This window comes from Amycolatopsis marina (assembly GCF_900111885.1).
Classification (GTDB): Bacteria; Actinomycetota; Actinomycetes; order Mycobacteriales; family Pseudonocardiaceae; genus Amycolatopsis; species Amycolatopsis marina.
Window position 1 is genome coordinate 286,845 of the sequence record NZ_FOKG01000002.1, and the last position, 12,991, is coordinate 299,835.

A 12,991-nucleotide genomic window follows, 5' to 3' on the forward strand; every position below is an offset into this window, starting at 1 on the left:
TCGGATCGAGGTGGGGGTAATGAAGTTTTCCGACGAACTCGCGCTGGACATACGCGACCTGCGCATGCGCTACGGAACCAAGGACGTCCTGCGCGGCGTGACCTTCCAGGCGCACAAGGGCGAGGTGCTCGCACTTCTCGGCCCCAACGGCGCGGGCAAGACGACGACCATCGAAATCCTCGAGGGCTTCCGGATGCGTTCGGCCGGAGAGGTCAGCGTGCTCGGCGTGGATCCGGCCGACGGCGACGAGGCCTGGCGGGCCAAGCTGGGCATCGTCCTGCAGTCCTGGCGTGATCACGGCAAGTGGCGGCTCCGGGAACTGCTGGCGCACCTCGGCAGCTTCTATGTGCCGTACTCGACCGAGCAGCGGAAACGGCCGTGGGACCCGGACGAGCTACTCGAGGCGGTCGGCCTGACCGAGCACGCGAACAAGAAGAGCAAGCAACTCTCCGGTGGGCAGCGGCGCAGGCTGGACGTCGCCATCGGCATCGTCGGCCGGCCCGAACTGCTGTTCCTCGACGAACCGACCACGGGGTTCGACCCGGAGGCACGGCGGGAGTTCCACGACCTGGTCGCGCGGCTCGCCGATGACCACGAGACCACGATCCTGCTCACCACGCACGACCTGGACGAGGCGGAGAAACTGGCGGACCGGATCCTGATCCTGTCCGGCGGCACGATCATCGCCAACGGCTCGGCGGACGCGCTGAGCCGACAGATCGAGGGTGCGGCGGAGGTCCGCTGGACCAGGGACGGGCAGCGGTTCGTGCACTCGACGACCGAGGCGACGCAGTTCGTCCACGGCCTGTTCAAGCAGTACGGCGAGGCGATCGGGGAACTCGAGGTCCGCCGGGCTTCCCTGGAGGACACCTACGTGACGATGGTCCGCCAGGCCGAGTCCGGTAACGACGAAGCGGCCGCGCGGGTGTTCGCGGTGCAGAACAGCGATGGCGACGCGGCAACCCTGGAAGGACACGTGGCATGAACCCGACACTGAACGCGATTCGCGCCGGGATCACCCGCGGCAAGATCGAATCCCGGCAGATGCTGACCAACAGCGAGGACCTGGGCAGCACGCTCGTCTTCACCACGATCTTCATCGTGGTGATGGTGCTCATGCGCGGGTCCACCGTGCCCGGAACGGACTTCTCCCTCGGCACCATGACCGTACCGAGCGTGCTGGGCATGAGCCTGGTGTTCAGCGGGGTCGTGGGGATCGCCGCGGGGCTCAGCGTGGACCGGGAGGACGGCACCCTGTTGCGCGCCAAGGCCATCCCCAACGGCATGCGCGGATACCTGGTCGGACGAGTCGTCTCCTCCTCCGCCTACGCGGTGGGCGGACTGGTACTCACGCTGGTGCCGTGCCTGTTCCTGTTCGACGGCCTGGCCACCGGCGGGCTCACCTCGTGGCTCACCCTGGCATGGGTGCTCGCGGTCGGCCTGCTGGCCACGATGCCGCTCGGGGCGATCATCGGCGCCCTGATGCCCAGCCCGCGCAGCATGGGCCTGGTCATGCTGCCGTTCTCGATACTCACCGCCGTCTCCGGGATCTTCTACCCGATCACCGCGTTGCCGGAGTGGGTACAGGGCTTCAGCCAGATCTTCCCGATCTACTGGCTCGGCCTCGGCATGCGCTCGGCGCTGCTGCCGGACTCGATGGCCGCGGTGGAGATCGGCGAGTCGTGGCGGCACCTGGAGACCCTGGGCGTGCTCGGGATCTGGGCTGTGATCGGATACGCCCTGGCGCCGGTCGTGCTGCGCAGAATGGCGCGACGGGAATCGGGTTCGGCCGTCGCGGCGCGGCGGGAGAAGGCATTGCAGCAGGTCAGGTGACACGGCGATGAGCGAGACGATCTACAACCGGATCGCGATGCTGCGCGCCGAGCGCGGGATCTCGCGCCGCGAACTGGCCGAGGCACTCGGGGTCCATTACCAGACGGTCGGCTACCTGGAGCGGGGCGAGTACAGCCCCAGCCTCTACCTGGCCCTGCGGATCGCGGAGTACTTCGAGGTCCCGGTGGAGGTGATCTTCTCCACCGCCCCGTTCCCCCGCATCGGCGGAGCCGAACGCACAGCCTGACCCGACTTCGCAGTTCCAGGGCCCGAGTTGGCAGTTCCAGGGGCCCGACTTTGCAGTTCGGGGGCTCGAGTCGGCGCTTCCGGGCCGCGCGCGTCACCTTGACGGTTGCGCGCGCGGACCGGAGAGTGAACGGCGACCCTACGCGCAGGCAGTGGAGGAACCCGGTGAAAGTCCGGGGCGGACCCGCCACTGTCACCGCACGCACGTGCGAGAGCCAGGAACTCCCGCCTGCGCGTATCCACCACCCGGGGCGAGGACTCCCCGGAGAGGAGACTCGCGCGCGTGATCCTGTTGCTGTCCACTTCGGACACAGATCTGCTGAGTGCCCGCGCCAGCGGCGCCGACTACCGGCTGGCCAACCCGTCCCGCCTCGACCTCGCGGACCTGCCCGGTCTGCTCGATGGGGCGGACATCGTCATCGTGCGGATCCTGGGTTCGCCGAAGTCGTGGCAGGAAGGTCTGGACACCATCCGGGCCAGCGGCAAGCACGCCGTGGTGCTCGGCGGTGAACAGGCCCCGGACGCGGAACTGATGGAGCTCTCGACCACTCCGGCGGGCATCGCAACGCAGGCGCACGTGTACCTGGCCCAGGGCGGGCCGGAGAACCTCACGCAGCTGTACCACTTCCTCTCCGACACCCTCCTGCTGACCGGGCACGGGTTCGAAGCACCGGCGGAGCAGGCAACCTGGGGCGCACTTTCCCGGGAAAGTGCGGCGGGACAGGACGCGCCCGTGGTGGCGATCCTCTACTACCGGGCTCATCACCTGTCCGGAAACACGGCATTCGTGGAGACCCTCGCCGCGCAGATCGAGGCGGCGGGCGGCCGGGCGCTGCCGATCTACTGCGCCTCACTGCGCTCCCGCGAACCGGACATGATGGCCGCGCTCGCCGAGGCCGACGCACTGCTGGTCACCGTCCTCGCCGCGGGTGGCACCCGGCCGTCGGAGGCGGGGGCCGGTGGCGACGACGAGGCGTGGGACGTCGCCGAGATGGCGGCGCTGGACATCCCGATCCTGCAAGCGCTCTGCCTGACCAGCGACCGCGACACCTGGCAGGACAACGACGAGGGTCTCTCCCCGCTGGACGCGGGCAACCAGATGGCGGTGCCGGAGTTCGACGGCAGGCTGATCACCGTGCCGTTCTCGTTCAAGGAGATGGACGACGACGGCCTCCCCCGCTATGTGCCGGACGCCGAGCGCGCGGGCCGGGTCGCCCGGATCGCGCTCGCCCACGCCCGGCTGCGCCACACTCCGCCCGGTGAGCGCAAGATCGCGCTGATGCTCTCGGCGTACCCGACCAAGCACTCGCGGGTGGGCAACGCCGTCGGGCTGGACACCCCGGCCTCAGCCGTCGAACTGCTGCGGCAGATGCGCGATCGTGGCTACGACCTCGGGCCGGAGGCGTTCCCCGGTGTCGAGCCGACCGGCGTGCTGCTGCCCGACGGCACCCCGCAGCCGGACGGCGACGCGCTGATCCACGCGCTCATCGCCGCCGGCGGGCAGGACCCCGAGTGGCTGACCGAGGAGCAACTGGCCGGCAACCCCATCCGGGTACCCGCCGCCCGCTACCGCGAGTGGTTCGCGACGCTGCCGGAAGAGTTGCGCGCGGCCATGGAGGAGCACTGGGGGCCGCCGCCGGGCGAGTTGTACGTGGACCGCTCCCAGGATCCCGACGGCGAGATCGTGCTGGCCTCGCTGCAAGCGGGCAACATGGTGCTGATGATCCAGCCGCCACGCGGATTCGGTGAGAACCCGGTGGCGATCTACCACAATCCGGACCTGCCGCCGAGCCACCACTACCTGGCGGCCTACCGCTGGCTGGAGGAGGAGTTCGGCGCGCACGCCGTGGTGCACCTCGGCAAGCACGGGTCACTGGAGTGGCTGCCCGGCAAGACCGCGGGCCTCTCGGCGTCCTGCGCGCCCGACGCGGTGCTCGGTGACCTGCCGCTGATCTACCCCTTCCTGATCAACGATCCCGGCGAGGGCGCGCAGGCCAAACGGCGGGCGCACGCCACGATCGTGGATCACCTGATCCCGCCGATGGCCAGGGCCGAGAGCTACGGCGACCTCGCGCGGCTGGAGCAGCTGCTGGACGAGTACGCCAACATCTCGGCGATGGACCCGGCGAAACTGCCGGCGATCCGCTCGCAGATCTGGACCCTGATCCAGGCGGCCAAGCTCGACCACGACCTCGGCGTCGAGGAGCGGCCGCACGACGCGGAGTTCGACGACTTCCTGCTGCACATCGACGGCTGGCTGTGCGAGGTCAAGGACGCGCAGATCCGCGACGGCCTGCACATCCTCGGCGCGGCGCCCGTCGGCGAGGCCAGGGTGAACCTGGTGCTGTCGATCCTGCGCGCGCAGCAGATGTGGGGCGGGCAGCAGGGCGCGGTACCGGGGCTGCGCTCTGCGCTGGGGCTGAAGGAGAACGCCCCGATGTCCGATGTGGACGCCGTGGAGAACACGGCGCACGCACTGGTGCAGGCCATGGAGGCCCGCGACTGGTCCCCCGGGGCCGTCCCGGCCGTCTGCGCGGAGGTGTTGCAGGGCGAGGGCGATTCTGACGTCGCGCGGGTGCTGACGTTCGCCGCCACCGAGGTCGTGCCCCGGCTCGCGGGCACCGCGGCCGAGATCGACGCGGTGCTGCACGCGCTGGACGGCGGCTACGTCCCGGCAGGCCCGAGCGGCTCGCCACTGCGCGGTCTGGTGAACGTGCTGCCGACCGGGCGGAACTTCTACACGGTCGACCCGAAGGCGATCCCGAGCAGGCTGGCCTGGGAGACCGGGCAGTCGCTGGCCGACTCGCTGCTGCGCCGCTACCGCGAGGACACCGGCGACTGGCCACGCTCGGTGGGGCTCTCGGTGTGGGGCACCTCGGCGATGCGCACCTCCGGGGACGACGCCGCCGAGGTGCTGGCGCTGCTCGGCGTGCAGCCGCGCTGGGACGAGGCGTCGCGGCGGGTGACCGGCATCGAGGCGATCCCGCTCGCCGAACTCGGCAGGCCGCGAATCGACGTGACCGTGCGGATCAGCGGCTTCTTCCGGGACGCCTTCCCGCACGTCATCGACCTGCTCGACGACGCGGTGCGCCTGGTGGCCGGGCTGGACGAGCCGGACTCGGAGAACTACGTCCGCGCGCACACACGCGCCGACCTGGACCGCCACGGCGACCAGCGCAGGGCGACCACCCGGATCTTCGGCTCCAAGCCCGGCTCCTACGGCGCGGGCCTGCTGCCGCTGATGGACTCCGGCAACTGGCGCGACGACGCGGATCTCGCCGAGGTGTACGCCGTCTGGGGCGGCTACGCCTACGGCCGGGACCTCGACGGCGCGCCCGCCAGGGAGGACATGGAGAACTCCTACCGGCGGATCGTGGTGGCGGCGAAGAACACCGACACCCGCGAGCACGACATCGCCGACTCCGACGACTACTTCCAGTACCACGGCGGGATGATCGCGACGGTCCGCGCGCTGACCGGCACCGCACCCGCGTCCTATGTGGGCGACAGCACCACGCCCGACGCCGTGCGTACCCGTTCGCTCTCGGAGGAGACTGCGCGGGTGTTCCGGGCGAGGGTGGTCAATCCCCGCTGGCTCACGGCGATGCGCAGGCACGGCTACAAGGGCGCCTTCGAACTCGCGGCCACTGTGGACTACCTGTTCGGCTTCGACGCCACAGCGGGCGTGGTGGACGACTGGATGTACGAGAAGCTTTCGGAGTCCTACGTGCTCGACGTGGAGAACCAGGAGTTCCTGGCCTCGGCGAACCCCTGGGCGCTGCGGGGCATCATCGAGCGCTTGAACGAGGCGGCCGATCGCGGCCTCTGGGCCGAACCGGACCCCGACCTGCTCGACCGCATGCGCGAGGTCTACCTCCGCCTGGAGGGCGACCTGGAGGACTGAGCGCGAGTTCGCCTTCTGTGCACTCGCGTTCGCGTTCTGTGCGCCTAAGATTGCCACCTGCGGACGTGGGCGCGCACGTCAGCCGGCTCCTCCCGGACCTGTACATAGCCCGCCTCCAGCAGACCGTCCGCCAGCTCGGCAGCCGAGAACTCGTCGTAGCCCTGCTGTTTGCGGATCCGCTCGGCCACGGCTGCACATCGGCAGGATGAACACCAGTTCACCCTCGACGCACCAGTGGTAATTCCGGTCGCGAGAACCGTGCGTCGCCGGCGTCGCGACCAGAACCTCGACCGTCGTCGCTCCCCTCCCCGTGAGCCCGCCCTCGCGGACCACCGCTGGATCCTTGAGTACCAGTGGGACCGACAAACACTGGCGGCAGCGGAGAAGCCGTGCACGAAAGGCAATCTCGCGTACACGAAACGTAAACTCGCGTACAGGAAACGCAATCTCAGGTGCACGAAACGCAATCTCGCGCAAACCTCGCGTTACGAGGTTACGGCGCCGTTGGCTGCTGAGCCGACCAGTTTCGCGTACTTGGCCAGGACGCCGGTGCGGCGGGGGACCTCCGGCTGCTGCCAGCCTTCCTTGCGGCGCTGGAGTTCCGCCGGGTCGATCTCGACGTCGAGGGTGCGCTTCTCCATGTCGAGCACGATCGGGTCGCCGTCGCGGACGAACGCGATCGGGCCGCCGTGCGCGGCCTCGGGCGCGACGTGTCCCACGCACAGTCCCGTCGTGCCGCCGGAGAAGCGGCCGTCGGTCAGCAGCAGCACGTCCTTGCCGAGACCCGCGCCCTTGATCGCGCCGGTGACCGCGAGCATCTCGCGCATCCCCGGGCCACCGCGCGGACCCTCGTTCTTGATGACGACCACGTCACCGGCCTTGAGCTCGCCGAGCGCGTCCATCGCCGCCTGCTCGCCGTCGAAGACCCTGGCCGTGCCCTCGAACCGCGCCGAGTCGAATCCGGCGCTCTTCACCACGGCGCCCTCCGGGGCGAGACTGCCGTGCAGGATCGTCAGCCCGCCGGTCGGGTGGATCGGGTCGGTGAGCTTGCGGATCACCGAGCCGTCGAGCTCGGCCGGTGCCAGCTCGGCCAGGTTCTGCGCGACGGTGCGGCCGGTGACGGTCATGCACTCGCCGTGCAGCAGGCCGGCGTCCAGCAGCGCCTTCATCACCACGGGCACACCGCCGACGCGGTCCACCGCGGTCATCACGTGCCTGCCGAACGGCTTCACGTCGGCCAGGTGCGGGACCCGGTCGCCGATCCGGGTGAAGTCGTCGAGGGTCAGCTCCACCTCGGCCTCGTGCGCGATGGCCAGCAGGTGCAGCACGGCGTTGGTGGAACCGCCGAGCGCCATGACCACGGCGATGGCGTTCTCGAACGCCTCCTTGGTCATGATGTCGCGCGCCGTGAGCCCGGAACGCAGCATCTCCACGACGGCCTCGCCGCTGGCCCTGGCGAAGCCGTCCCGCCTGCGGTCCACAGAGGGCGGGCTCGCCGAGCCGGGCAGCGACATCCCCAGCGCCTCGGCCGCGCAGGCCATCGTGTTGGCCGTGTACATCCCGCCGCAGGCGCCCTCACCGGGGCAGATGGCGCGCTCGATCTTGTCGACCTGCTCGCGGGAGATCAGCCCGCGGGCGCAGGCGCCGACGGCCTCGAAGGCGTCGATGATCGTGACCTCCTCGCCGTCCACCGTGCCGGGCAGGATCGTGCCCGCGTAGAGGAACACCGAGGCGACGTCGAGCCGCGCGGCCGACATCAGCATGCCGGGCAGGCTCTTGTCGCAGCCGGCGAGTAGCACGGTGCCGTCGAGGCGCTCGGCCTCGACCACGGTCTCCACGGAGTCGGCGATCACCTCGCGCGACACTAGGGAGAAGTGCATTCCCTCGTGCCCCATCGAGATCCCGTCGGACACCGAGATCGTGCCGAACTCCATCGGAAACCCGCCGCCCGCGTGCACGCCCTGCTTGCTCGCCTCGGCCAGCCGTTGCAACGACAGGTTGCACGGGGTGATCTCGTTCCAGGACGAAGCGACCCCGATCTGCGGCTTCGCGAAATCCTCGTCCCCCATGCCCACCGCGCGGAGCATCCCGCGCGCGGCGGCCCGCTCGATCCCGTCGGTGACCTCACGGCTGCGCGGCTTGATGTCATAGTCGGCCATGCCCTGATGATGCCGCACAGGTCCGTGTTCTTCCCGGCAGGTCGACGGTGCACAATTCTGCGACGGCGTGCAACGCGAACGAGAGAGCGGGATCTGAGGAAGTGGGACAGGACGTGGCGGTGTCTGCGGAAGCTGTACGGCAGTCGATCCACCGGAAGATCGCCGAGGAACTCGGCGTCCGGGAACGGCAGGTCCAGGCGGCCGTCGACCTGCTCGACGGCGGGTCCACGGTGCCGTTCATCGCCCGGTACCGCAAGGAGGTGACCGGCACCCTCGACGACACGCAGCTGCGCACGCTGGAGGAGCGCCTGCGCTACCTGCGTGAGCTGGAGGAGCGTCGCGCGACGATCCTCGACTCGATCCGCGAGCAGGGCAAGCTCGACGACGCGCTCGAGGCCCAGATCCTCGCCGCCGACTCCAAGGCCCGCCTCGAGGACATCTACCTGCCGTACAAGCCCAAGCGCAGGACGAAGGCACAGATCGCCCGTGAGGCCGGGCTGGAGCCGCTCGCCGACGGCCTGCTGAGCGACCCGGACACCGACCCGCAGGCCGCGGCCGCCGTGTTCGTGGACCCGGACAAGGGCGTAGCCGATGCCGCCGCGGCGCTGGACGGCGCCAGGGCGATCCTGGTCGAGCGCTTCGCCGAGGACGCCGACCTGATCGGGAACCTGCGCGAGAAGATGTGGTCACGCGGCAGACTCGCGTCGAAGGTGCGGGAGGGCAAGGAGGCCGAGGGGGCGAAGTTCGCCGACTACTTCGACTTCGCCGAACCGTTCCCCAAGCTGCCCTCGCACCGCATCCTCGCGATGTTCCGTGGTGAGAAGGAGGAGATCCTCGACCTCACCACGGACCCGACCGACGGCAGCGAGGACGCCGACGCGCTCAAGCCCGGTCCCAGCGATTACGAGACCGACATCGCCGCGCGGTTCGGCATCGCCGACCTCGGCAGGCCGGCCGACCGCTGGCTGAACGACACCGTGCGCTGGGCGTGGCGGACGAAGATCCTCCTGCACCTGGGCATCGACCTGCGGATGCGCCTGCGCCAGTTCGCCGAGGACGAGGCGGTGCGGGTGTTCGCGTCGAACCTGCGCGACCTGCTCCTCGCCGCCCCCGCGGGCACCAGGGCGACGATGGGGCTCGACCCCGGCTACCGCACGGGCGTGAAGGTCGCGGTGGTGGACGACACCGGCAAGGTCGTGGCCACCGAGACCATCTACCCACACAAACCGCAGGGCAAGTGGACCGACGCGCTGGTGGTGCTGGAGCGGCTCGCACGCGAGCACAATGTCCAGCTCATCGCCATCGGCAACGGCACCGCGTCGCGGGAGACCGACAAGCTGGCGGGCGAACTGGTGGCGCTGCGGCCGGAACTCAAGCTCACCAAGGTGATGGTGTCCGAGGCCGGCGCCTCGGTGTACTCGGCGTCCGCGTTCGCCTCCCAGGAGCTGCCCGAACTGGACGTCTCGCTGCGCGGCGCCGTGTCGATCGCCCGCCGCCTGCAGGACCCGCTGGCCGAACTGGTGAAGATCGACCCGAAGTCCATCGGTGTGGGCCAGTACCAGCACGACCTCGCCGAGTTCAAGCTCTCCCGCTCACTCGACGCGGTGGTCGAGGACTGCGTGAACGCCGTCGGGGTGGATCTCAACACCGCGTCGGCCCCGCTGCTGAGCAGGGTGTCGGGCATCGGCACCGGGCTCGCGGAGAACATCGTGCACCACCGCGACACGAACGGGCCGTTCCGGACCCGGCTCGCGCTGAAGGAGGTCTCCCGGCTGGGGCCGAAGGCGTTCGAGCAGTGCGCGGGCTTCCTGCGGATCAACGGTGGAGACGACCCGCTGGACATCTCCGGCGTGCACCCCGAGGCCTACCCGGTCGTGCGTCGCATCGTCACCGCGGCCGGCACCGCCACGCACGAGCTGATCGGCAACTCCCGCGCGATCAAAACGCTGCGCCCGGACGACTTCGTGGACGACACGTTCGGGCTGCCGACCGTCACCGACATTCTCAAGGAGCTGGAGAAGCCGGGGCGCGACCCACGACCGGAGTTCCGCACGGCCACGTTCGCGGACGGGGTGGAGAAGGTCACAGACCTGGAGCCGGGAATGCGGCTGGAGGGCGTCGTGACGAACGTCGCGGCGTTCGGCGCCTTCGTCGACGTCGGCGTGCACCAGGACGGCCTCGTGCACGTCTCGGCGATGTCGCACAACTTCGTCAAGGACCCGCGCGAGGTGGTCAAGCCCGGCGACGTGGTCAAGGTGAAGGTCCTCGAGGTGGACGTCGAACGCAAGCGGATCTCGCTGACCCTGCGCCTCGACGACGAGCCCGGCGCGAAGACGAGTGACCAACGTCGCCCCAAGGGTGGCCAGGGCGACGGCGCAGATCGCGGTCGCGGCGGCCCGCAGAAGCCGGGTCAGCGCGGCAAGGGCCAGGGTCAGGGTCAGGGTCAGCAGCGCGGTAAGCAGGACAAAGGCCGGGGTGGCCCGGCAGCGGGCGGTAGTGGTGCCCTCGCCGACGCGCTGCGCCGCGCGGGCTACGGGAAGTAGGTGCTGGGTCCTGATCTGTGTGGCGAGGGTGCCACCAGACCAGGACAATGGCGGCCATGTCTTCCACAGGTGGTTTGAACCCGGCCACGCGAGCCCGGCTGGAGCAGGAACTCGCCCAGTTGCAGGAGCAGCACGCCGAGCTGGCGCCACGATTCGGCGAGGAGTCCGTCGGCGACAGTGCGGACCAGGCGGACATGCTCGAGCGCGCCGAGACGGCGGCCTGGATGGAACGACGCATGCACGAGATCAGGGAGCTGCTCAGGAGCGGCCCCGACGCCGAGGACTACGCCGTTGCGCCCGGCACGGAGGTGAAGCTGCGCTTCGCCGACGGCAGCGAGGACACGATGCGGATCATCGCGATCGCCGAGGAAGCCGTCGACGACGCGGACGCACTGACATTGGACAGCCCGCTCGGCAAGGCCGTCGCGGCGCACGGCCCCGGCGACAAGATCACCTACCGCACCCCGAGAGGTGAGGCCACGGCGGAGATCCTTGAGATGACCCCGCCCAAGTAGCAAACCGGGCTCAGATCAGGTGGGCCCGGCGCCAGAGGCCGGTGGTGGGTCCGCCGATGAGGTCGTGTTCGCGGAGGAACGGCACGACCTTCTCCCCCATCCAGCGACGCGTCTCGTGGAAGTGCGGGTTGGCGAGCGCGGCGGCTCGGCCCACGGCAGGGCGGATGCCGACGCAGGCATACACCTTCGGGTCGATCAGGCACTCGACCACCGCGTAGGACACGACGCCGGTGCGCCAGCGGTGCAGGCTCCGGCTCGCCCGGGACAGCGTGGGCATGGTCCTGGCGACCTCCTCCCGCGCGTACCGCACGTGCCTGGCCTCCTCGACCACGTGGATCCGGTTCACCGCGCGGATGAGGGGCTGGATGTTCTCGTCGTCCATCATCGAGCGCTGCAGCCGGTCGGTGGTCTCCTCCGCGACAAGCACACTCGCGAACATCGACGGCCCGCTCGCGGTGGCCTTGAACAGCCGCGCGAGGTTGTGCACGATCCGCGGCGGCCCGTAGCGCGGCACGCCGAGGCGTTCGGCCGCCCTGGCGAACATGACCGAGTGCCTGGTCTCGTCACCGATCTCGGTGAGCGCGTACTGCGCGTGCGGGCTGCGGGGGTCGAGGTCGTAGGCATAGCGGGTGAGCATCTGTATCAGGCAGATCTCGAACCACAGCCCGACACTCATGATGCTGGCGATCTCGTGCTTGGACAGCTCGATCCGTTGCTGCTCGCTCAGCGTGTTCCACAGCTCGGTGCCGTAGAGCGACACCCGCTCCAGCGGCATGAACGGCTTGCCCTCGACCAGCGGCGCGTCCCAGTCGACGTCCAGATCGGGGTCGTAGGAGTTGCGCGCCGAGGAGGTCAGCAGCCGTGCCGCGGTGACCTGGGGGTCCCTGGATTGCTCTGCCCGGCTCGTTGTCGCCATTGACATTCTCCTCGTCGAGATAGCGGGTACAGCAAGTACTCGATACTCGGAGGGTACAGGCTGTACCCATTACTCGGTAGACTTGACCTATGCCCATCCGGACGGCGCACCAGCGTGAGCAACACGACCAGCCGGACCGGTCCGGTCAGGACGGTCGCGCGACGCGCTGGCGCGGCCAGCACGACCGGCGGCGTGCGCAGTTCGTCGACGCCGCACTGCGGGCGATCGCCGAGCACGGCGCGGACGTCTCCACCGAGCAGATCGCCGAACAGGCCGGAGTCGCTCGCACCCGTCTGTACAAGCACTTCACCGACGCGGGCGAACTGCAGCGCGCCATCGCCCAGCGAGCCGCGGCGATGATCACCGAAGAGCTGGAGCCGGTGTGGAACCCGCAGGGCACGCCCGCGCAGATGATCGCCACAGCAGTGGACACCCACCTGCGGTGGCTGACCGAGCACAGCGAGCTGCACCGCTACCTCACCCGGCACGCCCTCACCACGCAGGCACCCGGCACCTCGGGCTGCGTGGACGTCCAGACCGCGATCGGGGTGCACCTGACCGGCATGTTCCACGGCTATCTCAGTCAGTTCGGCCTCGATCCGCGGCCTGCCGAGACCGTGGCCTTCGGCATCGTCGGCTACGTGGAATCGGCCACCACCCGTTGGCTGGAGAGCGAAGGAACCATCACGCAGGACGAACTCGCGGGCCTGCTCACCAGCGCCATCTGGACCCTGCTCGACATGCAGCTGCGCATCGGTGGCGTGGAACTGGACCCCGACCGGCCGCTCCCGCCGCTGTCCACGCCGGCCGCGCCATCGGCGGAACGCGACTGATCCGGCGGTAACTCCGCCCAACCAGGCACAGCACATGCCTGT

General features: G+C 69.8%; 10 protein-coding genes, 1 pseudogene and 1 riboswitch. Of the genes and pseudogenes, 7 read left to right on the top strand and 4 right to left on the bottom strand.

The features are described 5' to 3' along the window. The first annotated feature begins 19 nt into the window (after positions 1-19). The 4 genes from BM199_RS05515 (at position 20) to cobN (ending at position 5,983) form a co-directional block, all read left to right on the top strand. The gene (locus BM199_RS05515; RefSeq protein WP_091670477.1) at positions 20-985 is read left to right on the top strand and encodes an ABC transporter ATP-binding protein; all 966 of its coding nucleotides are present in this window, start codon (positions 20-22) and stop codon (positions 983-985) included. After that, positions 982-1,833: an ABC transporter permease gene (locus tag BM199_RS05520; protein ID WP_091670479.1), complete on the top strand. Its 852-nt coding sequence runs from the start codon at positions 982-984 to the stop codon at positions 1,831-1,833. Before BM199_RS05515 ends, BM199_RS05520 begins: the two co-directional genes overlap by 4 nt. 7 nt (positions 1,834-1,840) lie before the next feature. Then, positions 1,841-2,080, top strand: a complete 240-nt coding sequence (locus tag BM199_RS05525; protein ID WP_091670482.1) for a helix-turn-helix transcriptional regulator — start codon at positions 1,841-1,843, stop codon at positions 2,078-2,080. 97 nt (positions 2,081-2,177) lie between these two features. Continuing rightward, a riboswitch (cobalamin riboswitch) is annotated at positions 2,178-2,323 on the top strand. Between the two features lie 39 nt (positions 2,324-2,362). After that, positions 2,363-5,983 (top strand): cobaltochelatase subunit CobN, encoded by a 3,621-nt coding sequence (gene cobN / locus BM199_RS05530; protein ID WP_091670484.1) that lies wholly within the window; start codon positions 2,363-2,365, stop codon positions 5,981-5,983. A 44-nt stretch (positions 5,984-6,027) separates the two neighbouring features. Here cobN and BM199_RS33745 read toward each other — a convergent pair whose 3' ends face one another. The 3 genes and pseudogenes from BM199_RS33745 to ilvD all read right to left on the bottom strand — a co-directional run bounded on the left by BM199_RS33745 (position 6,028) and on the right by ilvD (position 8,142). Continuing rightward, positions 6,028-6,171, bottom strand: coding sequence for a hypothetical protein (locus tag BM199_RS33745; protein ID WP_177242484.1), 144 nt, complete (start codon positions 6,169-6,171; stop codon positions 6,028-6,030). Between the two features lie 34 nt (positions 6,172-6,205). Then, a pseudogene (locus tag BM199_RS35150) lies at positions 6,206-6,316 on the bottom strand (hypothetical protein); the annotation flags it as partial. 152 nt (positions 6,317-6,468) lie between these two features. Then, entirely contained in the window at positions 6,469-8,142 is a 1,674-nt protein-coding gene (gene ilvD / locus BM199_RS05535) for a dihydroxy-acid dehydratase (RefSeq protein WP_091670487.1), read from the bottom strand. Between the two features lie 113 nt (positions 8,143-8,255). Here ilvD and BM199_RS05540 point away from each other — a divergent pair, with 113 nt between their 5' ends. Then, entirely contained in the window at positions 8,256-10,685 is a 2,430-nt protein-coding gene (locus BM199_RS05540; RefSeq protein ID WP_425425500.1) for a Tex family protein, read from the top strand. 56 nt (positions 10,686-10,741) lie between these two features. After that, complete coding sequence (locus tag BM199_RS05545; RefSeq protein WP_091670489.1) at positions 10,742-11,200, top strand: GreA/GreB family elongation factor; 459 nt, start codon at positions 10,742-10,744, stop codon at positions 11,198-11,200. A 10-nt stretch (positions 11,201-11,210) separates the two neighbouring features. On the opposite strand, the gene BM199_RS05550 is transcribed toward BM199_RS05545, so the two are convergent. Then, the gene (locus BM199_RS05550) at positions 11,211-12,116 is read right to left on the bottom strand and encodes an AurF N-oxygenase family protein (RefSeq protein WP_218160291.1); all 906 of its coding nucleotides are present in this window, start codon (positions 12,114-12,116) and stop codon (positions 11,211-11,213) included. A gap of 89 nt (positions 12,117-12,205) precedes the next feature. Here BM199_RS05550 and BM199_RS05555 point away from each other — a divergent pair, with 89 nt between their 5' ends. Continuing rightward, entirely contained in the window at positions 12,206-12,949 is a 744-nt protein-coding gene (locus BM199_RS05555) for a TetR/AcrR family transcriptional regulator (protein WP_091670495.1), read from the top strand. The last annotated feature ends 42 nt before the right edge of the window (positions 12,950-12,991 follow it).